Raw genomic sequence first — 26194 nt, 5'->3', positions numbered from 1 at the left:
TGTGCGTCACCATTTAACTTCAGGCAGGGAACTACCGGTTGCGCAATGCTTGCGCACTTACTCGATAGAAACATCACTATAGAGCTGAAATCGAGAGGGGTCGAAAATAGCAACTGACAACTCCATCAACTCACCCTTCTGCACATAAAGAGCTGCATCAATTTGCAAGACGGGTGAACCTGGCTCCAAGCCTAGCAAGTCAGCATCTTTTCGTGGACAGGCTATTGCTCGCGTGCTCTGCGTCACTCGGTTAACAGACACTCCGAAAGTCGCTTCTATCGTTTGAAAAACCGAGGTGTCTGCGGTTTTCAGCACCGGCTCAATACCAGCAAACCGGGCCGGAACATAAACTCGGTTGGTACTGAATGGCCTAGGGTCATCGTTCATCGTACGTGCACCACACACTTTCAACCAATGTGCAGTTTCACTGTAATGCTCTCCTGGAAAATCGATATCATCTGAATGCACCGTTGAAACATGGTTAATGCGAAATTCAGTATTGCGACCAAGACTCAACAGGTCCTGTATACCCGAGGTTGCCATACTGAATTTAGGTTGCGGCTTCATCGCTATTATTTGCGTTCCGGCACGTTTACGTCGGCGTACCACACCACTAGCCTCTAACTCGGCAAAGGCCAATCGCAAGGTGGAGCGACTGATCCCCAGCTCACTCGCAAATTCTTCCTCTGGTGGTAGACGATCACCTACTTTGCGTTGACCGCTCGCAATTTGATCCAGTATTTTTTTACACACTTGTCGATAGAGCGCACTCATTGCAATGTTCCTGGCAACCACAGAGCCAGGTTTGGAAACAGCGCAAGCAATAACGCAAAGCCTAGAAGTATAAAAAAGAACGGTAATGCCGCACGGGCAATCGTCGCGATACTTTCACCTGTTTGTGATTGAATAACGAACAAATTGAACCCAATCGGTGGCGTTATTTGACTGATCTCAACTGCCACAACAACGAACACTCCAAACCAGACCGGATCGTAGCCAGCATTGATAATTAGCGGCAAGGTGATTGGCAGGGTCATGACAATAATCGAGGTACCATCAAGAAACATTCCCAATATGGCATAGAAAAGCAGCAATACGACGATCAGTATAAACGGCGACAACTGCCAACCTGCAATGAGTCCTGCCACCGCCTTGGGGATACCCAGAAATCCGAAAGCTGCATTTAACAAGGCGGCACCAACAATGATCAAGCCGATCATGGCAGACGTTCTGACAGCTCTCCTGCCAGCTCCAAAAAATGCGCTAAAACTGAGTCTCCCCATGACAGTGGCTATCAGCAAGGCACCCAGGACTCCCATGGCAGCCAATTCACTTACGCTTGCCAATCCCAGATATAACGACCCCATGATGCCCACGATAAGAAATGCTATCGGACCAATGTCTTTCAAAGAATTTGCCCGTTCCTGCCATGTCGGTCTGGCGACTTGCGGCTGGGTTCCACTGAGTAACTGGTGAAAAGCTATGTATAGCATGTACAGCAGAGCCAACATCAAACCAGGAATAACGCCTGCCACAAACAATTCCAATACAGATTGCTCTGCAACAACTCCGTAAATGATCATGATGATTGATGGCGGAATCAGAAAGCCTAATGTGCCAGCGCCTGCCAAGGAGCCCATCGCCAACTGCCGGTCGTAGCCACGTGCCTGCAACTCCGGCAGACTGACCTTACCAACAATGGCAGTCGTCGCTGCCGAAGACCCCGATACCGCGGCGAAGAGTGTAGAGCCAACGACATTGACGTGAAGAAGACCACCCGGAAGCCGCCCTAACCAGGGCGACAAGCCTTTGAACAATGATCGACCGAGTCCGGCGGTGACCAATACTTCGCTCATCAATACAAACAGAGGCAATGACAACAGAGACTTGGGGATCAGCGCGCCCCAAATGACACCGCCAGCAAAAACATCCATCGGTATGTTTGATTTGAACACAGCAAGCAACACAAAACCTGTGGCAAATAACGACAATCCGATCCAGACAGAACCTGCAAGTAATGCTGTAAACAACAGCAAGGTGACAATGGCAATATCAATCATCGTTCACCTCTGTATCCAGTTCTTTCCACTCAAACGGTAAATCGGCATAGCGTCGATACAGACGTGCAGCACAATCCAGCCATAACTGGACAAAGCCCCATAACACCAGAAGCTGCGGAATCCACAAGGGTGTCTTGGTCACTGTCGTCGCCAGAATATTGCGATCAAATGAGCGTCCGGTCTTCTCGAACATAGCCCAGACAATAAGTGAAACAATACAAAGAGCAATCAGATTCGCCCACACATCCAGCCACCGTGCCAGGCGAATTGACAGATGCTCGCTGATGACGCCAATGCGCACATGTACTCCAGTACGAATAGCAGGCCCGGATGCCAGGGCCAAGATAGCGGCCATCGCGTACTGACTGTACTCCCACGAAAATGAAGAACTTTGTGCTTGTGACCTTGCAAACACTTCGGCAAGCATGAGCCCGCAATAGCCATAGATCAAAACAACTGCCGCACTTTCGGCAAAGTGCGACAGTCGATCAATCAGATTCAGAATAGGATTCATGTGCTTAGCATATGCAGAAACTCCAACGCTTTTCCCACCTGACTTGTTGCAGATGCCATCATGACTCCACTACTTTCCCACTTTAACGACGTAGGTATCGATAATGTTTTTTGCATCTGGTACGTCTGTGTAGAATGCTTCCCACATCACCTTCCCTGCTTCAGCCATTTTCGCATTCAAGCTATCATCCGCCTGTGAAATGCTCATGCCATTCTCTTCCAGTATCTTCGTTTTAGAACTGTCCTCATCTGCTGAAGCTGCCCAGAACTCACCTTCCATGTCGTTGGCAATTTTCTCGATAATTGCACGCTCCTCGTCATTCAGTGCATTCCACGCATCAAGGTTGACAGTCACCGCATCTGGCGATGTTGACCAGTTCAACGGATTGAAATTGGCCGTGAATTGATACAACTTGGAATTAACACCGGTTGATGTCGAAGTGGCAGCACCGTCAACGGTGCCAGCTGCAACGGCTGCTGCTAACTCACCAAAAGGTAGCTCAACAGGTGCCGCACCCAGCTTTTTCAAAAATTCAAATGAGGTGGCATTAAAAGCGCGAATTCTCAAACCTTCCATATCCTGTGCGCTCACAACGGCATCCTCTGTGTATATACCCGGCGATGGCCAGGGAACGTAATACAAAACCTTTTGATTGTGAGCTTCGAAAATCTCTTCGTACTTGGGCCCTGCCACCTCTAACCAGGCTTTCATTTCATCCTGACCTTGAATCAGATAGGGCAAGGTATCAACACCAAGAAACGGCGCTTCGCCCGCTTGCAAAAACAGAAGCATATCGGCCATCTGCACAATGCCGTTTTCAACTGCCGAGAGCTTCTCAGTACTCTTGACACCAATTTCGCCCGATAGATGGACTGTGATATCAACAGAGCCGTCTGTAGACTGCCGTACTGCATCAGCAAATTTTATGGCACTTTCAGCATGGAAGTTATTAGCGCCCCATGCCGTACTTAGATCCCACTTTGTTTCTGCACTGGCAGCCGTGTTTCCGATAAACATGACAGCCGCAACAGCGACGATCGATTTAATCACATGCATTGCATTATTCCTCATTAATAGAGTCATCAAGGTGATAGGTGTGCATAGCCGCCTCGGTAGAGATCAGGCCGTGTGCCAGATCGCGCTCAACTGCTGATCTGTCACGGTGGGCAGGATCACCGAACCCGCCACCACCCGGCGTTTGCAAAACCAGAGTTTCACCTGCCGGGATTCTATGAATTCCCTTATTTTTTATGCGTGTTCCGTTGGACAGGAACACCTGCCCTGCGGCACCCGCCAAACCACCCTGCCTTCCTGCCGGACCATCAGTCAATCGTTCGAATGCGGCTGCCGATAAAGTCAGATCCTCGCCGGTATTCGAGCCCACTTCCAGTCGTTGTGACAGCCCGCCGCGATATTTACCCGCACCGCCTGAATCGGCAATGAATTCCTTGGCATGATAAATCAACGGGGCAGCGACTTCAGCAGACTCAACAGGCACAGCCCCGACTCCAGAAGGAAAAGCCGTAGTGGATAATCCGTCTGTCTCAGGACGTGCACCCATCCCACCAAGAACGACATTCAAGGAAGTGAAAGCCTTTTTGCCAGCACCTGACAATGACAAGGTCCATAGCGCACCAGCACTTTCAGCCAGTACGTGACCCGGCAAAGCTTGTTCAAGACAACCAAACATGAGATCAGGTAAGGCCTGCCCGATAACATGTCGTGCTGATACCGGTGCGGGCCTCTCTGCACTGACGATCAAGCCCGGTGGTGCGCTCACTCGGATGGCAAGCAACGACGCTTGATTATTGGGCACTTGTGGAGTCAGCAAAGCACGTATGCCGAATGCTGCATAAGCTGCAGTGTAATTCAGTGGACAGTTTATACCTCGATCTATCGCCGCCGAGGAGCCTGACAAATCAACATCAATCCGTTCATCACTGATCACCATTCGCGCGCACAGCTTGATCGGACTATCGTAACCATCCATGATCATCTCGCTGTGATAGACGCCATTGGGCGCATTCTGAAGGCCAGCCTGCGTTCCTTGAGCCGAACGTGTGAATATGAATTCAGATAAATCGTTCAGATCAGCAAGACCATATTCCCGCATCAGTTCAATCAGCCTGAATGCCGCCGTATCATTGCAGCTGAGCAAGGATAGAATATCTCCACGAGCCTCATGCGGCACACGCGAATTCGTGACAACGATGCCTAGCAGATCCTCATTGATAACCGCTCCCTTACGAAGATGCATAACGGGTATCGTCACCCCTTCTTCATAAACAGAACGCCCCTCAGCCGACCACCCCAAGCCACCCACATCCACGACGTGGCTGGTAGAAGCAAAGTAGGCAACAATCTCACTATCAATGAACACTGGCGTGACCACAACGAAATCAAACACATGCCCGGCACCTAACCATGGATCATTGGTAACTAGTACATCTCCCGAAACCAATGTCGCTGCGGGAATGATGTCCAGCATTGCATTAACCGATGCTGCCATCGTATTCACATGCCCGGGAGTCCCGGTCACCGCCTGCGCCAACATTTCACCACGAACATTGAAAACTCCGGCAGATAAATCTCCAGCCTCACGGACGATGGCTCCGAATGCCGCTCGCATCAAAGCATTGGCTTGCTCCTCACATACCGAAACAAGCCGGTTCCAGAGAACGTTTTTTGATATGAAGTCCAGTTTTCGCGCAGAAGCCAGATTCAAAGCGTTATCTGCTTTCTTGCTTTCGACAATAATATGTCCGTGTTCGGATTGGTGAGCAGTCCACGCCACTGGCACCACTGTTGTAGTTTGTGCCTCGGAAATTATCAAAGGCCCCGGATAGAGGGAGCTGCCGAGTTGTGCACGAGGTGAAACCGGTGTTTTCTGAAACCCCTTGCGCTGTTGTACGTATACATCACGACTTGCCAGACGTTCCAACTCACTCTCGCTAACGATCGGCTTTACAAGTTCGGAGTTCGACTCATAATTTCTGGGGTTTGCAATTTTCTCTTTTTCGCTGGCTTTCACGCTTAGTGATACAAGCTCAACATCAACGTTGTTCAACGTAAATCCTGTAACAAGCTGATACTGGTGCTTGAACTTCTCTTCTGACTCTAGAATTGCTGTTTTCAGATGAGTCTCGTGCGTCAAGGCAATACCAAGCTCCAGACCTTGTCCCTTGTAGCGCAACTCAGCGACGATCCTCGTTTCCAGGCTGTCTGGCTCAACCGCGGTAAGGACCACATCACGAACGTATTCCAACGCTTTATGCAGACGCTTGTCGAGACTCTCATAGTCAATCGACTCTATCGTTTCGATCACCGATATGGCAGTTTCAAATGCAATAGGCGAGCGTAAGAAACCAACAGCTGAGCCTACGCCAGCATGTGCAGGTACGATGATGCGAGATATACCCAGTTTCTCAGCGATACGCGCTGCATGCAAACCGCCTCCACCACCAGATACCAGCAGGTCGAAACTTGAAACATCAAGCCCAAGTTCAATCCCATGCACTCTTGCGGCATTTGCCATGGTTTCATTGGCCAGCTCGATAACGCCCGCAGCCGCATCCGCAACACTGTCGAAATCCGCTTTCGATTGTATTTTCTCTGCCAATGCATCAATAGCACATTGCGGCACAATCTCAATTTTCCCTTCGGCAAATCCTTCAGCGGCAATACCACCAACAACAACATGAGCATCGGTCACTGTCGGATCGGCACCACCTCTGTTGTAACTGGCAGGGCCAGGCTCTGAACTGGCACTTTGCGGCCCCGTTCTAAGCCGCCCCAAACTATCAACACTGGCAATAGAACCACCACCTGCGCCAATCTCCACCAACTCTACTGTAGGAACATTAACCGGCAAGCCGCTGCCTCTGGTGTCACGCCATGATCGTGCTATCTCAAACCGACGCGAGGTTTGTGGCTTGCCATTCTCTATAAAACAGATTTTCGCAGTAGTGCCACCAATATCCAATGAAAGCACTTTAGGTGATTGGATCTCTCTTGCAACAAAGGCTGCCAAAGCAACACCACCGGCCGGCCCGCCTTCTACTAAACGGATTGGAAAGCGCTTGGCCTGCTCCGTGGTAGTTAATGCACCGTCGGATAGCATGATCAGGAAAGAACCGCGAAAGCCGCGTTGCTCTAATTCAGATTCAAGCCGCCCCAGGTAGTGAGTCATCAACGGCCTTACGTAGGCATTAGCGCACACCGTTGAAAAACGTTCAAACTCACGGATTTCACCCGACACCTCAGCACTTTGACAGATCGTTACACGATCACCCAATGCCTCGTGAATTCGTGATGCTACATACTGCTCATTTTTATCATTGCGATAAGAATGCAGAAAGCCGATAGCGACCGCTTCTATTTCCTGTTGCTTGAGCAGCTCGCAAACCGAATCTATTTGTTTGTCGTTCGGCTGCTTCAATATGCTGCCATCTGCCAGCGTTCTTTCTTCAATTCCGATGCGCAATGGACGCGCAATCAAGGGCTCCGGCATCTGAATGTTCAATTCATATTGGTCAAAACGCTTTTCATTACGCATTTCGAGCACATCGCGAAAACCAGCTGTCGTTATCAATGCGGTTTTAGCACCACGACGTTCAATAAGCGCATTCGTCGCAAGCGTAGTTCCATGAACCACACTGTCGATCTCATCAAAACCGACAGATAGCCGATTCAACAACTCAGAGATGCCCGATATTGCAGCAGTCTCAGGAGAACCCGGGCTAGTCAAGACCTTGATCGACGATAACCCAGCCGAAGTCTCTGCCACCACATCGGTGAACGTACCGCCAATATCTATTGCTAATTTCAACATGTTTTTAAAGTACGTACTTTATCAACAGGTGTCAACATTTCTTGGTATAAATTGAACTCCACCGCCATCACACACGCCATACAGACAGACGGCAGTCGCAGGTACAGACGAGACCATCTGAGTCTTCAAACGAATGGGCAGCGTCGAGCTGATTCGAATTCAACCTTTCCGGACAATCAACCTTCGTCCCGGATTCCTACTAAGCTGTCATATTCCTTGTACTTGAAAGGAAATCCCACAAGAACGGGGCGATAACTGCAATTAGACGTGTTTACAGCGGATCACGGAATCAACCCACCAACATATGCAACCTATAGCGTAAGCGAAGTCTCACAGATTCAGATACCGTCGCCCCGGTCATAGTTAATTGCTGGGAGTAAACGTGGGCGAGCAAGCGCGTAAATGCGTCAACAAATCAACATCGGTAGCAACCATGATTGCACTGTGTGTTCTTCTGCCCAACAGCCTGCCGGCCGTTGCACAAGACTGGTGCGCCGGCAAAGTCTCTGACAGAGATTCCCGCGTAGTGTCAAGCATGGCCAAGCCCGCCCCTCTACAGTCCTACACTGACCCGGCATTTGGCACTCAGGTAACTCGCGTTACCGATGCCCCTTACGGCACCGCACACCGCACCTTGTACAACACCGTGCAACCGTGGAATGCTGACGAATCTCTATTGATGCTCTACCACACAGGAGACAAGGACGCGGGACACCATCTCTATAACGGCAAGACCTATGAATATATACGGCCAATGGAATTTGCCGCAGCTGACATAGAAGGCATTTACTGGGATAGGCAGAACGCCTCAGCCTTGTATTTCGTACAACGCCGACCAATCGATGACCCTCTGTTTGGCAAGCTGGTTAAATACAATGTACAAACGCAACAGCGCAGCTTGGTCGCCGACCTTGACCCTATCTGTGGCAGCCCTGCTCAACGCCGTGGCAAGACTGCCAAAGGCGGTAACGATATTCAGGGGCTGGGTGGGGATCTTGTAGGTCTGCGATGCCAGAACAATGATGTCAATGGCAACTCATCCGACATCAGCTTTCATGTCAATGTACGCACCGGAGCGATCAGTCAACCCGTCACTCTCGACCCTGCCAAGCCTCAGGGCAGCAATGCGTTCGGCTTCCGACCGGATGTTGCGGCGGCCCCCATGCCCAGTGGCCAAAGGGTTGTCATACAAGACAGTGTGTTCGACTCGAGCATGAATTTTCTGTACCGCCTGGACAGCACCCAGGCCTCTTACACAGCTAGAAATGGCAATAAGTATCAGGTGCCTAAACTTGAGCACCTGACTATCGGACAAATGCCCAATGGAAATGACGCCATTTTCTCTCCGCGATACGACGAATTGGAAAACGGCTGTAATGCTGACAGTGATGCGGGTCAAGGTGCCATTGTTGCTCACGACATTCAGTCAGGTAGCTGCCAGGTGATGGTGGGACGCACCACCGGCTGGAACTACCCCTTGAAGGGCGTGCATCTGTCCTCTATGTCGACACAAAATCCGGGCTGGGTGACCATGACCTCCATTGGCTATGGAAACCTTGACTATCTGAAGAATGGAAAAAGTGCACCGCTACTTTTTTCGGAACTGAGCCTGACTTACGCCAATCCTGATAACCCGAATACCTGTCGCCTCGCCCATACCCGAACGATGGGTAAATCGGCCAGCCGGGGATCCAGCTATCGTGGTGCCTACTTTGGTGAGCCACATGCCGTGATGAGTCCGAGCGGGTCACGCATTCTGTTCAATTCAGACTGGCACGACTCAGGCTCTGTCGACACATACGCCGTTAACCTGGGAAGCCCTCCTGCCCTGACCCCAACGGCAGCAGTAGCGCCTTCACCGACACTAACACCCGCACTTGAATCAGTAACGCCTGTACAAGTCGCCAGAGTGGAATCGGCTGAAGTGCCCGAGCCCATCACCGTGGCAGCCGCCACTCCGACAAGTGCAGTTTACCGACTGCAACCACTGGTCCGCACAAACGAGACGCCAGCCCGGGTGTACATAAACTTCATAGACAGCAATCAGGGTACGAGTGATCGAGTCAGCATTGCCCGTGCAGGTTCTCCAGATAGTCAATTGTTGATGTGGCTATATACCAACGGCACACAGAAGCCAGGCGGACGCGGCCCTGACAACGGTGAGCTGGGCTTCTTGCAGCAGTACCTGGGTACTGGGCAGTTCGAAGTCCGTCTGTTTACCAATGGTGACTTCAATACTGCTGTACATCGGGAATCTTTCACGATTCCCTAGTCAGGCCCCCTCCCCCTCAGATCCAGAAATACGCCCTAGGCCAAGTGGCGATATGCAAGCCCAGCACATCGGCACTTGGCAATAGCCATATTACTTTCTGTTATAAACGTTGGCACTGTCAGCCTTCAAGGCCTCATCATGGTGCAAGCCACTTCAGGCTGACCTGGACGAAGGACAGATCTCATGATCGTATTGCTTATCGGCCTCGCGCTGTTTCTCGGCTTGCATTCCGTACGAATTTTCGCCGATAACTGGCGAACCGCGACCATTGCCAGTCGTGGTGAGAAGACCTACAAGGGCCTCTATTCCATTCTCTCGCTGGCAGCTCTGGCCCTGATTGTGATGGGCTATTCCCAGACACGCCTCAACCCGGTGTTTATCTGGACGCCGCCGATAGCGATGACTCATATAGCCGGCCTGCTGACCCTGATAGCCTTCGTGCTGATTGCAGCAGCCTACATTCCCGGCAACCACTTGAATTCTCCTCTCCCTGAAGTAAGAGGATTCTTTACCTCTTCATTCATTCGTAGGTTCCTCCTGCGAGACTCTGAATTCCCAGAGCGGCAATGTTGCGAGCCGCATTTACATCGCGGTCGTGCGAGCTTCCACACTCAGCACAGCTCCATTCCCCCTGCGCGGGCCGCTTATTCCGAGCTCTTTCAGTCCTTTCGGACCGCTGAGTGCACCGCACTCAGAACAGGTTCGGGTGGAATATGCCTCGTTTACTTCCTGATAGAGGACCCCTGCGCTAGCGCATTTATATTCCAGAGTCTTCTTGAGGCTATACCAGCCAGCATCCAGCGCTGACTTGGCCATGTTTGTTTTTACCATCGCTTTGGATGAGACATTTCCCACAAATATCGCACCACTTTTCTCTACCAGACCGGTTGTAAATTGATGGGTATCCTCTTTGCGCCGGTTCTTGATTCTGGCATGTATTTTCTTGACCTGTCTTTTCTTGCCCGCGCGCTGGGCCGTTGCCAATGCTTTCTCGTCGTCACGATACCAACGCCCACGCAATTTTTCAGCATTACTCGCCGTTGCCGCCTCTTTGCACCCCAGGTCAATACCGATAACGCTTTTGCCCGCGGACAGCTTTGTTTCAGTTTCTACGGCGACATTGAAATACCACCGGCCCCGACTGTCTTCACTGAATGATCCCGAGCGAAGGGTAAAGCCTGCCAATCCGTAGCTATCCCAGACACCGTAAGCGGTGCCATTGAAATGCACCTGGCCGTTACGCCAGCGGGCGTGACCGGTATTGAACGGCACCCAACCCAATGAGCGGCGTACACCACCGCTCTTGCGCCAGGCAAGTTTGCGTTTTCTGAACTGAATTCTAGCCTGAACGTATGAGGCGCTTGTTTTCTGCACCGTATGACTATGCAATCCCAGCGCTTTGCTTGCGCCAGTGGTGTAACGATGGAGATCGAATGCCGAAAGAAAGACACCGCGTTCGCGAATGCTACGCTCTGACAACTCGTTGATGTAATTCCAGACGTAATTTACGGCTCGTGCCTGACGAGCAAGCTCGGCGGCGTGCTTGTCTTTGACACGCAGCCTTAATGTGCGCAAATGTGTAGGGTTGGAAACTGACTGGTTCATAACGTTATCTTAGCCGCTTCTTACACTACAAAGAGCCTCTGGCTATTAAAATACTGTCTTTTTATACAGTACAAAATATTTTCAGCTCTAACGTTCGCTCTGACCCCGCCCTGAACGACGGGGTTTGCTGCTCATCTGATCAAGGCGGCAGTTGGCCATCCGATGGTCCTGGGAGTCAAGGTTTGGGCCGCGGCCCACCTGCTGGCTAATGGCAGGCTGGGTGACTTGATTCTGTTCGGCGCATTTCTGGCCTGGGCAGTACTCGACTACATCAATTCATGCAAGCGGGATCGAGCCACAGGAGTGGTATACGCCACCGCGCCGGGCCTGGCATACGACGCTGCTACCGTTGTGTTTGGTATTGGCTCCTGGTTGATTTTCGTCCTGTGGGCTCACCGGCTCTTGATCGGAGTCAGCCCATTTGGTGCATGAGTCGCCCTAGATGCCTTATGATCAGGTGGACTTACCAACCAGGACAGACTGATTATGATGATGAAAACCCTGCTTACAACAAGTATTGCAACGCTTGCCCTCAGCGGTGTGGCATCAGCTGAGAGCTGGGATATGCCGGTAGCCTACCCAGCTAACAACTATCACACGGAAAACGCTCAGATGTTCGTGGATGCCGTTCGTGAATGTACAGATGGCGAGCTTGATATCACGCTTCACGCAGGCGGTTCTCTGTTCAAGGGTGATGAGATCAAACGGGCCGTACAGGTTGGCGAAGCCCAGATTGGCGAACGACTTCTGTCTGCTCATGCCAATGAAAATGCCGTCTTTGGCTATGATTCAGTACCGTTTCTGGCGACCTCTTTTGAGGCATCTGACGCCTTGCGCGATGCGGCCCGACCAACACTCAATGCCTTGCTGAACAAGCAAAACATGACTCTGTTGTATTCAGTGCCCTGGCCGCCACAAGGATTGTATTTTGCGAAAGAGGTCAACAGCCTGGCTGACGCGGAAGGTCTCAAATTTCGTGCCTATAACGCAGCTACCGCTCGTGTCGCCGAACTGGCGAACATGGTACCCACTCAGATCGAAGCCGCTGAACTGAAGCAGGCGCTGGCTACCGGCGTGGTTGAGGCGTTCATCTCTTCCGGCTCGACGGGTGTTGACGAAAAAGTCTGGGAAGATCTGACCAACTTTTACGATGCCAAAGCCTGGTTACCACGCAACACGATTTTTGTGAATACCGGAGCCTACGAAGCATTGCCCGCTGCCTCACAAGAGTGCCTGATGAGCATGGCATCCGAAGCTGAAATTCGTGGATCCGCAAAAGCGGCAGAATTGTCTGGCGGCTTTGTGAACACACTGGCCGAGAATGGACTGACGGTCTCTGACCCCGGCGAAGTGCTGGCTGCTGACCTGGCTGCTATCGGTGAGACGATGACCGCTGAATGGCTGGAAGAAGCAGGTGAAGATGGCTCAGCCATCGTAGATGCCTACAAGAAGTAAGTAACTCTCTTGCCTCGACCCTGTATCGGGTCGAGGCGTTTCCCCTATTTTTGATTGAGTAAAGGAGCCGCCATGCGTCGCCTGTTGGACGGTCTTTATAAAGCATCAGGGGTCGTCGCCGCTGTAGCCCTTGTTGCAATCCTGACAATGGTCATTGCCCAGATGGTTGCCCGCTGGAGCGGACTGCTATTTGCTGGCGGCGCCCAATATGCAGGCTATGCCATGGCGGCGACTTCATTCATGGCCATGGCCTATACCTTCAACCATAATGCCCATATACGGGTAGCCCTGTTCGTGACCAAATCCGGACGCTATCGACGGGCGATGGAAATCTGGTGCTACACGCTTGCCAGCCTGTCAGCGGTGTTCCTGGCATGGTATGCCGTCAAGGCTACCCTGCTGTCAGCCCAGATCAACGATATTTCCCAAGGACAAGACGCAACACCACTGTGGATACCGCAAACTTTCATGGCAATCGGTGCTGTGATCTTCGCCATTGCAGTGGTCGATAATCTGACTCGGATCATATTGACCAACTACCAGGGTGTAGACGCCGCCGACAGTGACGCGGATTGGTCCGATGCCCTACTGAACTCCAAAACAAGCCGGGCGATCATGCTCGCTGCAATACTGCTTGTTGTCTATGCATCATTGCAGGCCATGACCGGCTTTGATCGGGACGCTGTGGCATTGAAGATCGGTATCTTCCTTTTTGTGATGTTCTTCCTGCTCGGATCAGGCATCTGGGTTGGACTTGCACTGATGGGAGTCGCCTATATCGGCATGATCGGCTTTACGTCCCGAAACCCGGGCAACGCCATGATCATCACAGTCTGGACCAGCTCCAGCAGTTGGACTCTTACGGCTCTGCCCTTGTTCATCTGGATGGGAGAGATACTTCACCGCACACGCTTGTCAGAAGACATGTTCAAAGGGCTAGCGCCCTGGATGGCACGCATTCCCGGCGGACTACTGCATACGAACGTGGTCGGCTGTACCGTATTTGCCGCAGTCTCCGGCTCCTCGGCAGCCACTCTGACAACCGTTGGCAAAATGTCGATACCCGAATTGCAAAAGCGCGGCTATCCCGAGTTCATGACCATCGGTACACTAGCAGGGGCTGCCACCCTTGGACTGATGATCCCGCCCTCTCTGACCTTGATTGTCTATGGCGTTACCGTCAAGGAGAGCATCACCAAGCTCTTCATGGCCGGCGTTCTGCCAGGCCTTGTTCTTGCCTCCATGTTCATGCTCTATATCGTTGCCTGGTATTTTTTGCGTCCCTCAGAGCGACCTACGCCCGAAGCCAAAATCGGCTTTGTCGCTGCCTTGAAGAACTCCACCTTGTTAATCCCTGTCATTGCATTGGTCGTGGTGGTTATCGGTTCAATGTATGGAGGCTATGCCACACCCACCGAGGCCGCAGCCTTTGGTGTGGTCGGCGCACTAGTGCTGGCAGCCCTGCAAGGTTCACTGAACTGGAGCACATTTCTGGATAGCCTACTCGGAGCTACACGTACCAGCGCCATGATCGCGCTTATTCTCATGGGTGCCGCATTCCTCTCATTATCGATGGGCTTCACCGGCCTACCGCGGGCACTTGCTGGCTGGATCGCTGAATTCAATCTGTCACCCATCGCCCTGATCGCCGCATTAACGGTGTTCTACATCATTATCGGCATGTTTCTGGATGGCATCTCTGCCGTGGTGCTGACCATGGCCATCATCGAGCCGATGATTCGTGCCGCAGGCATCGATCTGATCTGGTTCGGTATCTTCATCGTTGTTGTGGTCGAGATGGCGCAAATCACACCGCCTATTGGTTTCAACTTGTTCGTGCTGCAATCCATGACTAAGCACGACATCACCTATATCGCCAAAACCGCTCTGCCCATGTTCGCAATCATGCTGTTGATGGTCGTGATTCTAGTCAATTTCCCTTCTCTGGCAACCTGGCTGCCTGAACAGTTGCTCAGCCAGCCATGACCGGATTTATCGGCATCTTGATGCTGGACACGGCCTTCGAGCGTGTCCTGGGGGATGCAGGCAACCCTGCCAGCTATCATTTCCCGGCCAGAACACGGGTTGTGGAAAATGCAGACAGCACGCTCATCGTCCGCAATGATCGCCCGGAGCCGGCGATGGTCGCCGCCTTCTGCACCGCGGCCCAGAAACTTGAAACCGAAGGTGCTATCGCTCTGACATCGACCTGCGGTTTCCTTGTCACGGCCCAGGATGAAATCGCTCGCAGCGTACATATACCCGTCATGCTTTCTGCCCTGTCGCTTTTGCCGCTCATCTGGACAACGCATGGCTCACGACCTGTGGGGGTCATGACCGCATCGAGCAAACAACTGGGGCCCGCTGTACTTGACGCCGCTGGCATCCAGCCCGAGCAGGCAGTTATCGCAGGGTTGCAGGACGAAAAGGCCTTTGCCTCGTGCTTCCTTATGCAAAAGTCACAGCAACTGACCACTATTGATCAGCCTGCCATTCAAGCCGCTGTCGTTGCGAAAGCAATCGCTCTGTGCCAGACCAACCCCGGTATCTCTGCCATCTTGCTGGAGTGCGGAAATTTGCCTCCTTACGCGAGTGCCATCAAGGCTGCTACAGGCAAACCCGTCTACTCAATACTGGATGGTGCTCGTTTGCTGGTGAAGTAGCTGCGGTGTGGACGTGGAGAGCCCTTATCAGGTCAATGGAAATAAACTCCAGCATTAGCACACTATCCTTATCAACATATGAAGGGATTCACTACCGGCGATCGAAAGGCAGCAGCAGTGTTACGGTGCGAGAAGCCGTGGCATAGCGCATTACCAGTTGGCACCCGCACTCTGTTTATGTATATCATTCAAGCACTTTAGGCCTGTTGACCTGCACAAGTGCCATGCCCTCGTCATCAAACAACTGCAGGTTACGAGGCCCGAGCTCAATACAGCAACGCTGACCAACCTTCCACAGCTCCTCGCCACTGACGCTCCACATCAAGGTTCTGTCTGTGGAGGTGCGCAATTTAAGCAAAGCGTTCTCTCCCGTATTCTCGGCCACCTCAATGACAGCATCTATGCCGCTGCCATTCGTGCACTGACCAATGTGTTCCGGCCGTACACCTAGCGTAACCTTGTTGCCTATCGATAGTGTCGACCCGGGCCTGACGGGGACTGAAAGGGTACCGATATCCTCCGCAGCAACAATCACTCGATCATCAAGAATTTCCTTGACGACAACTTTCAGAAAATTCATCTTCGGCGAGCCTATAAACCCAGCAACAAACATATCCCGAGGCAAATGATAAAGCTCCAGAGGCGTACCAATCTGTCGAGCAAGACCACTCTCCAACACCACGATGCGATCTGCCAGTGTCATCGCTTCAGTTTGATCATGGGTCACGTACACCATCGTGGCGTCCAGATCAGCATGCAATTTGGCGATCTCCATACGCATGTGTACACGCAAGGCAGCATCAAGATTTGACAACGGCTCATCGAAAAGGAATACCTTAGGGTCTCTCACAATAGCGCGACCAATAGCGACACGTTGCCGCTGCCCGCCGGATAATTGGCCAGGCTTCCGATCTAACAGATGGGTTATTTCGAGAATCTCCGCCGCCTCGTTGACCTTGGTCTTGATCTGTTCGGCGGGAGTACGTGCGATCTGCAGCCCGAATGACATGTTCTGAAAGACTGTCTTGTGCGGATAGAGCGCATAGGACTGAAACACCATTGCAATGCCACGCAATTTTGCGGGTATGTCATTACAGAGTTTGTCATCAATCCATATCTCGCCTGCAGATATTTCCTCGAGACCGGCAATCATTCGGAGTAACGTGGATTTACCACAACCTGACGGTCCGACAAATACAATAAACTCCCCATCCTGCACATCCAGATCAATGCCATTGAGGACATCGACACCCGCGTATGACTTCTTGACGTCTTTGAGTAAAAGCCCTGCCATGCTATTTCAGCCTGCTATCTGATCGTTGAAAGTCACGGTCGCGCATCGTAAATCGTACCGTTGCCTGCCATGAATTGATTGGAAAAAGGATAGAAATGTTTTTCTCTCGGCATGCGGGGTGTCTCTGCATAGCGCGAGGCAAACTGTTCAGGCTGATAGAACTCGACTACTCGTTCGCGAAAAACACTGCAGAGCTCATCGTATTCATTCAGCGCTGCCAGGTTAGTCCATTCACCAGCATCGTTATCCAGGTCGTAAAGCTCTTCCTGCCCATCAAGGTAGAAACAGTACTTCCACTTGTCATGCCGGAGCATGCAGCCAGCGTGCTGCGGTTGTTTGAGTATCGCCGTTTCGCAAAAAAGGTCTCTGCGCGGAAGCAACGCACCTAACAGCGCAGGGCGAATATCAATTCCATCGATACCGTCAGGTACTGCGATACCGGCACTCTTGCATAGCGTCGGAAACAGATCAATCAGACCCACTAGCTGTCTACTGCGCAAACCGGGGACACATCCACTGGGAGCGCGAATAATCAGAGGCACCCGGGCAGAGTCTTCAAAAAATACCGTCTTTTGCCACATCCCACGACGAGCCGCCATTTCACCGTGATCGGATGCGTAGACGACGATGGTATCTTCAGTTAGACCAAGATAATCCAGCGAGTGCAATATTCGACCTATGGCGTCGTCAACCCATTCAACGCAACCATAATAAGCCGTCAATGCTCGAAGATTGATCTCCCGGTCCAATCGATGTCGAGACGTACTGCAGTGTGCCACTGCTGCATTGACGAATGGCGATGCCTTGTCGAGCCAGTCGTACGGATAATCAGGCAGTTCGACTCTACCTTCCAATGCATCGAAATACCGATGTGGTGGGTTGATGGGAAAATGCGGTTTGTCAAAATGAACACTCAGGAAAAAAGGACGATCGGATGTCTGTGATACCCAGCTCTGTAGCCACTTGCTTGCTTCAGCGACACATATCTCTGTCTGTGTCATGCTCAGAGGAATTCCGGAGGGACCAGAATCACCGAGGATGTCACCGAGGCCAGACTCACCTTTTTCGGGTGTACGCACCGGATCGGGTTGATGGGCCTGACCGAAAAAATCACCGTAAGGTCTTTCCTGATAACCTTGGAATTGTTCACCGTTGAAATGAGATTTACCGATCAGTGCCGTTCGATACCCCGCCTGTGAAAACTTTCTGACGAGCGTCTCACCATCAGAAGGAAGGATGTGTTGATTGTCGTATATTCCGTTATTGCGCGAGTATTGCCCGGTAATCATCGATGAGCGGCTAGGTACGCACAGCGGATTCTGGCAATAAGCATTATCGAATCGCACCCCGTCTCGACAGAGCGAATCCAGATTTGGAGTGCGCACGGGGTTATCGGCGACATCACTCATTGCTGAGACCGTATGCTGATCAGACAGAAAAAAAAGTATATTGGGTTGTTTTTTCATGCGTGGTAGCCCCTGTCAATCATCTCAGGTCTTCATCGCGCCACCGAGCCGAAGCCCGCCCTTTTGCAAAGGTTTTTGGATAAGGAAATACACCAGCATGGTAGGCAAGGTGTATAGCAATGCGAACGCTGCCAGTTGCCCATAGATCGCATCACCGTATTCGCCGAAGAACGAATACAGAGATACGGACATTGGATAAAGCTCACGACTTTGCAGCAGCATGAACGGCACCATGAAATTACCCCAATTCTCGATGAAACTGAGGATAAAGATTGTTGTAATACCGGGCGCGAGCAGTGGTACCAGTATATATGTCGCGCTTTGAAAGTGCGATGCTCCTTCCACCCAGGCCGCCTCCTCCAGGTCTGTCGGTATTGCATCCATGAAACCTTTCATCAGCCACACGGCGAAGGGCAGCTCTGAGGCTGCACGAAACAGGATGACGCCAGCCAGCGAATCGACCATACCGATATGGATGAACATCAGATAGACAGGCACCATGATAGCGGTGACCGGCAAGGCGCTGGCAAACACAATTATGTAGATGTAATGCGTGCCGTAACGCAATTTGTAGCGTGACAATGGGTAGCCCGCAAACAGCGCAATTATCACAACCAGCGCGGATGTACCAGTGGCAATGAGCAAACTGTTGAAGAAGGGACGAATGGTCGTACGTTCGTTAAGAATCGCGCCAAAATTCCCCAGACTCCAATTCGCAGGCAACTGCAAGGACAAGCTCGCCCGGGTGTCGAAGGCTGCCAGCACAACCCAAAGCATAGGTGCCACAAAGGCAAGAGCCACCAGCGTCAATGCTAAATTGGCAGTTATTCTGGCGCGCGACTTGGACATGCCGGGTGCTTGTCTATCAGTCATGGCTGCTTGTCTCCGATGTTGAAAAGCCGGACATAGACCAACGATGCGATCATGCCGAGACTCAGCAACAACACAGCGATAGCCGAACCGTATCCGATCAAGCCGAAGTCATACGCCTGGGTATACATATAAATTGGCAAGGTTTCACTACGCGTACCCGGACCGCCGGCGGTTACGACCCAGATAAGACCGAAAACCCCCAATGTTGCCAGTGTTGTCAGCACGACATTGATCAGAATAACCGGACGGATGATAGGCAGAATGACACCAAAGATCTTGCGCAACGAACCCGCGCCATCAATCTCCGCAGCTTCAATCACCTCGCTCGACACGTCTTGCAGGGCAGCACCGTATATCAGCAACGAGAACGCGCAGCCTCGCCAGATGTTGATGAAGATAACAGCTGCCAGCGGATCGGTAACAAGCCATTCCTGACGCTCCATTCCTAACATACTGAAGAACTGATTCAAGGCACCACTCTCAGCACTGAGAAAGGAATACCACAGATAGCCTGCTACGACTTCAGGCACCACCCAAGCAATGATCATCACCGTGGTAACAATACTTTGCACGATCTGTGAAGCCCGCTGGCGTGCGTAGGCTATGCTGAATCCAATGACATTCTGGCCGAGCACCGAGAACACAACGAATACTGCAGTACGGGCCAGAGCATCCCAAGTGCGGGAATCAGTGAAAAGATAATAGTAATTTTCGAGCCCGATAAAAACAGGGTTCCTTGCAGCCGCCCCGGTTAACCCTTGATTGGTCAACGAGGCGAAGACTGCCCAGAGAATCGGAATCAGAAAGAACCCTACGATCATCAACGTGGCCGGAGCCAGAGGCAAGATCCGAGCGATGGTCGCTACCATTCGCGATTTCACCAGTCTATTCCCCGAGGCTCCGGCAGTCATTTACTCGGCTCCTTTGACGTACTGCTTGCCTGCCATTCGAGTAAGCTGACTGTCATAGCGAGACAGTGCGTCGTCGACGCTCTCGCCCCCGACCGTGACGGCTTCCATTGTCTGCTGAACCAATGACGATACCTGTGGGTAGAGCTCCAGCGCTGGCCGAAAGTTCGTGTACTGCACCAGGCCCGAAAAGAATTCGGCAGTCGGGTTCTGTTCAAGGTAATCGCTGTTGGTCATCAAGTCGTCACGCACGGCGATGGCACCCGCAAGCATGGCATAGGAAAGGCTGTTCTCCTTGCTGACCGCGGTGGTGAGGAAGTCGAAAGCCAGATCCTTGTCGGGCGTGTGGGAGCTCATCGCTAACGTCCAACCACCAGACATGCTGGTATAACCAGGCGTCTCACCATTCTGAGTAGGGATCATCGCAATTCCGACTTCATCGTTCCAACCTTCCCAGGTGGCATTGCCGGATTCTGTCCAACGGCTCCATATCCAGCTACCATCAATGGACATGGCCACCTTGCCTTCTGGCAGCATCTGCTCCGCTATCAGATTAGCAAGGTTCGGATCTTGAAGGCTGGCATTGGACACCAGGTACCCCTCGTCATACACGCTCTTCAGGAACGTCAGCGCATCTCTGAATCCTTGTGAACCGATAACCCATTTGTTGTCTGCAGGATCCATGAAAGTCGCGGCAAGTGATCCCGGCGTACCCGAGATGAGATTCAACAAGCCGCGCATCGTACTGGCCTCACCACTCGCCTTGGTGACGTAGATATTCAGTGGCGTTACATCAGGCAACTTTGATTTTATGGTCGCGGCCACCGCGGAAATATCGGCCCAGCTAGACGGTTGCCAGTCAGTAGGCAGACCTGCTTCGGCAAACACCTTCTTGTTGTACCAGATGCCTTGCGTATCCGTACCCATTGGCAGTGAATAGACTTCGCCATCGATAAAAGACATGCCGTTCTGTTTGGCCGCTGAATTGAACTTGCTCCAATCCTCCCAGTTATCGACCCTGCTTGTAATGTTTTCCAGATAACCCGCGGCTGCATCTGCAGTAACACTGAAGCCATCCTCATAGATGATATCTGCAGCCGTGGATGCGGACTGATTCATCAATGCGACTTTGGTCGCATAGTCACGCGAAGAGGCGGTTATTGGTTCAAGAACAACATCCACACCGGGATGCTTGCCTTCGAACTGTGTTTCAGCGGCTTCCATCACCGCAGTGACATAGCTTGATGCACGATAAACGACACGCAATGGATCAGCGGCGAGAACCGGTGCGCTCATGGTTGACACAAGCACTGCCGTCGTAATGACGGTAAATGCTGAATTGACGGGAATATGCATAGGAAACTCCAGTGGCTACGACAAGCAGTGTGGGAACGATACCAGACATTTTTGCAGTGTCAAACCCGAATTTTCGCATGACCTATGCTTAAATGCAGTGCAAAACGAATTTCGCCGAACTAATTCACTTGACGAAAGAGATGAAAAATGGAAACAATATGCAATCGTGCCCACATAAAAAGCCTGCTATGACCAGCGTCTGTTGATCGATCGCCTAGCGGCTTCGCACTGAGAAAACACCATGAACAGACAAACTGCAGACATGTCACATGAGACCCCGCACGATCTTGCAAACGCAAAGCCGGCCCCACGTTTCGATAGAATATTCATGGTTGGTCACGCTCATCTGGACCCCGTATGGCTATGGCGCTGGACTGAGGGTTATCAGGAAGCTCGCGCTACCGTTCATGCAGCCATCAAACTGCTGGCCGAAGATAAAAACTATGTGTTCACTCTTGAACAGATGGCAGTCCTTGATTGGGTCCGTGAGAGTGAACCTCAGCTGTTCGAGCAAGTACAGCGATACGTCGAACAAGGACGCATTTCATTGGTCGGAGGCTGGTGGATCGAGCCGGATTGCAACTTACCGGCACTCGAATCCTTTGTCCGACAGGGCTTGCTGGGACAACGTTTCATGTTGCGCCATTTCGGGCACATTGCTTCACTCGGATTGAATGCCGATCCTTTTGGTCACTCGGCAGCCTTGCCACAGGTTCTTCGCCAACAACGTATCGATAGTTATTGTTTCTTACGCCCCGGCCCGACAGAGACTGACATGCCCTACACGTGGTTTGACTGGCTCGGAATTGACGGCACCTCAGTGCAGGCATATCGAATACCACACGAATACTGCTGCGGAGGTGAAGACATCGCATCTCACATGCAGAGCGCGGTAGAGACAGTTGCACCCACGACCTTGGGTGATGCAATGGTATTTTTCGGTGTTGGCAATCATGGCGGTGGCCCGACGCGGCGTAACCTGCAAAGCCTTCATTCACTCAATGAGAGTGGCCGCTTCGGCGAGCTTATCCCCGCAGGTCCAGAACGATTTTTCGAAGAAGTTCGCAGTAGCGGGCTAGTCCCGCCACGTTGGCACGGTGAACTGCAGCGCCACGCAGCGGGTTGCTATTCGGCACATTCCGAGATCAAACGAATAAATCTGCGGGGTGAGTTACGACTGCTCGAGGCCGAGCGCTTTGCCACGATCGTGCACCGACTGCATGGCATAGCTTACCCTACCGATGAATTCGACTCGGCCTGGAAGACACTGCTGTTCAATCAGTTCCACGATATTCTGCCGGGCAGTGCGATCGAAACCGCCTACGATGACGCCCGACATCAACTCGGCGGTGTAATAGCTACTGCCGATAAAGCCACCAACCTTGCGTTGCAATCCATTGCTCGCAGTATTCACATACCCTTGGATGAAGCAACGCAACCCCTGCTTGTATTCAATCCACACCCGTTTGCCATCAAAACAATGGTTGAGATCGAACTCGCCTTCACTACCGGCAGCTGGTCGCTGGCTGACGAGGCAGGCAAGCAACTTAGCTGGCAACAGATACAGCCCATGGCCACAATGCGCGAGAACGATTCTTTCCGCAACCTGTATCGCCGGCGAATCCTGTTCGAAGCACAAGTACCCGCATTGGGTCATCAACTATACCGACTGGAAGTTGATAAACAATCGCCTCCCACCCTTGCTGCCGCGGCTGTAACAGCTTGCGGTACTACACTTGAAAACAGTTGCCTTCGTGTCACGATCGATCCCAACACAGGCTGGGTTTCCGAACTGGTACTCAAGGATCGTCAGGTGAATTTCGCTCCAGCATCGGGTTGCGCACATACCGTCGTGACAGATGATCAATCTGATACATGGGGTCACAGAGTCGAGTCATACGCACAGCCAGGATCTTCGTTCGTTGTCGACTCATTGACCATCGTTGAATGCGGACCGATTCGTGCCGCGATCCGCGTCGATTCGAGTTGGGGTACATCAAGGCTTAGCGAGGTTTATTCGATCACGGCAGACAGCGACGTTATCGATCTGGAAGTATCGCTTGATTGGCGCGAACAAAGAAAACTGCTGAAGCTCAGGTTTCCATCAGCCATAAAGACTGATCAAATGCTTTATCAGATACAGACAGGGAGCATTATGCGCCCTGCCGATGGTAACGAAAATCCGGGACAACGCTGGATCAGCGTGTGTGATAAACATGCCCCTGAACAGTCGAGGCTGACCGTCATCAATGATGCTAAGTATGCCTACGATTGTTGTGGTGGTGACATGGGTATCACCATAGCGCGAAGCCCAGTCTATGCGTGGCACGACCCGGAAACCCTGGCACCGGACCGTCTCTACTCTCACCAGGATCAGGGCATTCAGCGCTTCACCTGCCGAATCGTGCCTCAGTTAGACGGTGGTGACCTGAACGTCGTCGAACAGTTGACTGCAGAGCTATGCACACCGCTACGCATCATGATGGAATCGTTTCATGAAGGCGAGATAAACACCTCCCGAGGCCTGATAGATGGACTCGATGAGGCTGCAGGCGTGATGGTCTCTGCGATCAAACCCTGGGAAGAGGACCCTTCCCATACCCTGATCAGACTAGTGAACCACAGCAATATAACCTGCCGAAAAGAGTTGGTGCTGGGCTTCCTCAACAACAGACCCTTGTCGGTCGAGCTCGAAGCCTTGCAGATCAAATCCTGGGTCATACCACCGCAGGATGACGTGGCGCCATTTGAAGTCGATCTGCTGGAATTCCGTCCGGATCACCCACTGCCAAGGGCAGTACCACGCGACTCATGATGTCGCCACCCAAACGACACAACGTCTGTTTCACAGGTCAAAAACAATGAATTTAACCAAGCATGAGCCGCAAATCTGGCCACCATTACTCACCCCTTTCAACACAGTGGGTGATATCGACTTTGAAGCACTCGACAGATTGGTCGACTTTTACATAAACCAATCGGTCGCCGGCCTGCTAGTAACCGGACTGTCTGCAGAACCATTCACACTGTCAGCAGAGGAACGTGCGCAGGTTCTCTCGCGCGTAGTCAGCCAAGTAGATGGAAGGGTATCAATCGCAGCAGCCATATACCCTGAATCAACGGTCATTGAGGATTGGTTGAAATGCATTGCGGAAGTGCAAGATGCCGGCGCCAACACCGCGGTCATTCTGGCATCGACGCTTGTTCCCGAGGAGGCATCCGACGTATCGCTACTGGACAAACTCCGAACCATTGTCGATTCAAGCTATGGGGATCTCGGGCTGTATGAAGCTCCACTACCGTATAAGCGACTATTGTCCCTTGATGCCATTACATTTGCAGCAGACAGTGGACGCTTCACTTTTTTGAAGGACACCTCACAGAGCACGGCGATTATCGAAGCACGCCTTAAAGCCATAACAGACAGCCCCCTGCAACTTTTCAACGCCGAAATGTCCTCGTTCAGAGTATCCATGCAACTTGGTGCACACGGGTTTTGTGGCTTGATGGCCAATATCGTCCCGCAGCTCCTTGGACCTGTGGCGACTGAAGGCGGCGATGCGGGGGAAGAGCTTTCACTGCTCTTGACTATTGGCGACACCGCACTGGAAAAGGACTACCCGGCTTCGGCAAAGTGCCTGTTGCAAGAAGCTTATGGGGTGAATCTTTCCTCTTTCTCGCGAAGGCTGAAACGAGGCACAGATTACAATCAGTGCAGTGGCCTGGCCGCCTTACACCAACTACTGGTCAGATATGACCGCCTAGACGGTTCGAACTGAGAAGATACTGATATGGTCGAGAAAACACCTGAGCCAGACAAACGGGTGACCATCACAGACATAGCAATTCAGCTGAAGCTCTCAACGTCGACAGTCTCTCGCGCATTGAGCGGGCAGGGCTATGTCTCCGGCAAGGCACGTCAACGCATCGTCGACACCGCTCGTGAGCTTGGCTATGTCCCCGATGTCAACGCACGCAACTTGCGACGTCGCTCCAGCAATCAGATCGGACTGGTCGTCAGCAATCTGTGGGATCCCTTCTATGCACACCTCGCTGCAGGGTTTGAAGGGATCGCAAGATCGCACGGGTATGATGTTGTCCTCATACTGGACCGGGCTGACCCCGAGGAAGAGGTGCTCGCTGCCGAATCCTTGATAGCAATGAACGTATCCGGAGTTGCCATTACACCAGTTTCCGCTAGTGCCATCACGCGACTGACCGACCATGGGTTAGCTGTGATTCAACTGGATCGCTCGGTGATCCGCACTCAGTCATTAGTCGCTAGCGACAACTTCGACGGAGGCAACCTTGCGACACGACACCTGCTGGACTTGGGTCACCGTCGCATTTCAATAATGATCGATCACGTGCGTTGGACCAGCGGCAGTGCAAGATTGGAAGGATATCGATCCGCATTCAGAGAGGATGGCCTCACAGCGCCCGAGGAGTTGATTCTCCAGCTGGGTGAAACGCGGGAAGCCATGCAGAGTTCTATCAAAACGTTTTTCAATAGCGCTCTACGCCAAGGCGTCACCGCCATTATTGCTGCCAATAGTGTTGTTTCTGAAATTCTTTATCGGTGTTGCCAGGATCTGGACATTGCAATACCGGACGATATCTCGGTGATCGGTTATGACGACGTGCATTGGACGACTCTTGTGCGTCCATCGTTAACAGTGGTAAGTCAGAACGTTGATGAATTAGGCAGGGAAGCTGCCAACGCCCTGATCAATGCAGTGAAGCACCCTGAAAACCGTGGCTCGGCGACACGTGTGTTGATTCAGCCAACCCTTTTAGAACGAGAGTCCGTCAAAGCAGTACGTTGAAATAAGACGCACATTTCATACTTGTCTTTGCCCAGCCAACACCCTCCCATCAGCACAAAAAGAATACAGAT

General features: G+C 52.0%; 19 protein-coding genes and 2 pseudogenes. 9 read left to right on the top strand and 12 right to left on the bottom strand.

Features of this window, described 5'->3' with window-relative positions:
- Positions 1-57 precede the first annotated feature (57 nt).
- The 5 genes from IMCC3135_RS03180 to IMCC3135_RS03160 all read right to left on the bottom strand — a co-directional run bounded on the left by IMCC3135_RS03180 (position 58) and on the right by IMCC3135_RS03160 (position 7405).
- Positions 58-774, bottom strand: a complete 717-nt coding sequence (locus IMCC3135_RS03180; protein ID WP_088916268.1) for a GntR family transcriptional regulator — start codon at positions 772-774, stop codon at positions 58-60.
- The gene (locus IMCC3135_RS03175; RefSeq protein ID WP_088916267.1) at positions 771-2060 is read right to left on the bottom strand and encodes a TRAP transporter large permease; all 1290 of its coding nucleotides are present in this window, start codon (positions 2058-2060) and stop codon (positions 771-773) included. The genes IMCC3135_RS03180 and IMCC3135_RS03175 overlap by 4 nt, the downstream gene beginning before the upstream one ends.
- The gene (locus tag IMCC3135_RS03170) at positions 2053-2574 is read right to left on the bottom strand and encodes a TRAP transporter small permease subunit (protein WP_088916266.1); all 522 of its coding nucleotides are present in this window, start codon (positions 2572-2574) and stop codon (positions 2053-2055) included. Before IMCC3135_RS03170 ends, IMCC3135_RS03175 begins: the two co-directional genes overlap by 8 nt.
- Before the next feature lie 69 nt (positions 2575-2643).
- Entirely contained in the window at positions 2644-3630 is a 987-nt protein-coding gene (locus IMCC3135_RS03165; RefSeq protein WP_157735736.1) for a TRAP transporter substrate-binding protein, read from the bottom strand.
- A gap of 4 nt (positions 3631-3634) precedes the next feature.
- Complete coding sequence (locus IMCC3135_RS03160; protein ID WP_088916264.1) at positions 3635-7405, bottom strand: hydantoinase B/oxoprolinase family protein; 3771 nt, start codon at positions 7403-7405, stop codon at positions 3635-3637.
- Positions 7406-7787: 382 nt separating this feature from the next.
- On the opposite strand from IMCC3135_RS03160, the gene IMCC3135_RS03155 reads away from it, so the two are divergent.
- Positions 7788-9677: a hypothetical protein gene (locus tag IMCC3135_RS03155; RefSeq protein ID WP_157735735.1), complete on the top strand. Its 1890-nt coding sequence runs from the start codon at positions 7788-7790 to the stop codon at positions 9675-9677.
- A 183-nt stretch (positions 9678-9860) separates the two neighbouring features.
- Positions 9861-10097: pseudogene (locus IMCC3135_RS35395) on the top strand (NnrU family protein); the annotation flags it as partial.
- Positions 10098-10197: 100 nt separating this feature from the next.
- Here IMCC3135_RS35395 and IMCC3135_RS35175 read toward each other — a convergent pair.
- On the bottom strand, positions 10198-10368 hold the full coding sequence (locus IMCC3135_RS35175; protein ID WP_236994691.1) for a transposase: 171 nt from the start codon (positions 10366-10368) through the stop codon (positions 10198-10200).
- Positions 10369-10406: 38 nt separating this feature from the next.
- Positions 10407-11282: pseudogene (locus IMCC3135_RS03145) on the bottom strand (RNA-guided endonuclease InsQ/TnpB family protein); the annotation flags it as partial.
- 162 nt (positions 11283-11444) lie between these two features.
- Here IMCC3135_RS03145 and IMCC3135_RS03140 point away from each other — a divergent pair.
- The 4 genes from IMCC3135_RS03140 to IMCC3135_RS03125 all read left to right on the top strand — a co-directional run bounded on the left by IMCC3135_RS03140 (position 11445) and on the right by IMCC3135_RS03125 (position 15400).
- On the top strand, positions 11445-11714 hold the full coding sequence (locus IMCC3135_RS03140; RefSeq protein WP_088916262.1) for an NnrU family protein: 270 nt from the start codon (positions 11445-11447) through the stop codon (positions 11712-11714).
- A 54-nt stretch (positions 11715-11768) separates the two neighbouring features.
- Complete coding sequence (locus IMCC3135_RS03135) at positions 11769-12737, top strand: TRAP transporter substrate-binding protein (RefSeq protein WP_088916261.1); 969 nt, start codon at positions 11769-11771, stop codon at positions 12735-12737.
- Positions 12738-12809: 72 nt separating this feature from the next.
- Positions 12810-14723, top strand: a complete 1914-nt coding sequence (locus tag IMCC3135_RS03130; RefSeq protein ID WP_088916260.1) for a TRAP transporter large permease — start codon at positions 12810-12812, stop codon at positions 14721-14723.
- Positions 14720-15400: an aspartate/glutamate racemase family protein gene (locus IMCC3135_RS03125; protein WP_088916259.1), complete on the top strand. Its 681-nt coding sequence runs from the start codon at positions 14720-14722 to the stop codon at positions 15398-15400. Before IMCC3135_RS03130 ends, IMCC3135_RS03125 begins: the two co-directional genes overlap by 4 nt.
- 184 nt (positions 15401-15584) lie before the next feature.
- On the opposite strand, the gene IMCC3135_RS03120 is transcribed toward IMCC3135_RS03125, so the two are convergent.
- The 5 genes from IMCC3135_RS03120 to IMCC3135_RS03100 are packed head-to-tail and all read right to left on the bottom strand — an operon-like array spanning position 15585 to position 21297.
- Positions 15585-16694, bottom strand: coding sequence for an ABC transporter ATP-binding protein (locus IMCC3135_RS03120; protein WP_088916258.1), 1110 nt, complete (start codon positions 16692-16694; stop codon positions 15585-15587).
- Between the two features lie 32 nt (positions 16695-16726).
- Positions 16727-18160 (bottom strand): sulfatase-like hydrolase/transferase, encoded by a 1434-nt coding sequence (locus IMCC3135_RS03115; RefSeq protein ID WP_088916257.1) that lies wholly within the window; start codon positions 18158-18160, stop codon positions 16727-16729.
- Between the two features lie 24 nt (positions 18161-18184).
- The gene (locus IMCC3135_RS03110; RefSeq protein WP_205737882.1) at positions 18185-19033 is read right to left on the bottom strand and encodes a carbohydrate ABC transporter permease; all 849 of its coding nucleotides are present in this window, start codon (positions 19031-19033) and stop codon (positions 18185-18187) included.
- Positions 19030-19914 carry a carbohydrate ABC transporter permease gene (locus IMCC3135_RS03105; protein ID WP_157735734.1) on the bottom strand — a complete coding sequence of 295 codons (885 nt, stop codon included), beginning with the start codon at positions 19912-19914 and terminating at the stop codon, positions 19030-19032. Before IMCC3135_RS03105 ends, IMCC3135_RS03110 begins: the two co-directional genes overlap by 4 nt.
- Positions 19915-19944: 30 nt before the next feature.
- A complete protein-coding gene (locus IMCC3135_RS03100) occupies positions 19945-21297 on the bottom strand; it encodes an extracellular solute-binding protein (RefSeq protein ID WP_088916255.1) in 1353 nt (450 codons plus the stop codon).
- A 241-nt stretch (positions 21298-21538) separates the two neighbouring features.
- On the opposite strand from IMCC3135_RS03100, the gene IMCC3135_RS03095 reads away from it, so the two are divergent.
- Genes IMCC3135_RS03095 through IMCC3135_RS03085 form a run of 3 tightly spaced genes read left to right on the top strand, consistent with a single transcriptional unit; the run spans position 21539 to position 26123 of the window.
- Entirely contained in the window at positions 21539-24112 is a 2574-nt protein-coding gene (locus tag IMCC3135_RS03095) for an alpha-mannosidase (RefSeq protein ID WP_088916254.1), read from the top strand.
- Between the two features lie 46 nt (positions 24113-24158).
- A complete protein-coding gene (locus IMCC3135_RS03090) occupies positions 24159-25076 on the top strand; it encodes a dihydrodipicolinate synthase family protein (protein ID WP_157735733.1) in 918 nt (305 codons plus the stop codon).
- A 12-nt stretch (positions 25077-25088) separates the two neighbouring features.
- Positions 25089-26123 (top strand): LacI family DNA-binding transcriptional regulator, encoded by a 1035-nt coding sequence (locus tag IMCC3135_RS03085; RefSeq protein WP_088916252.1) that lies wholly within the window; start codon positions 25089-25091, stop codon positions 26121-26123.
- Positions 26124-26194 lie beyond the last annotated feature (71 nt).

The sequence above is a fragment of the Granulosicoccus antarcticus IMCC3135 genome, from assembly GCF_002215215.1.
Lineage (GTDB): Bacteria > Pseudomonadota > Gammaproteobacteria > Granulosicoccales > Granulosicoccaceae > Granulosicoccus > Granulosicoccus antarcticus.
This window is presented reverse-complemented; position numbering and strand designations above follow the sequence as displayed.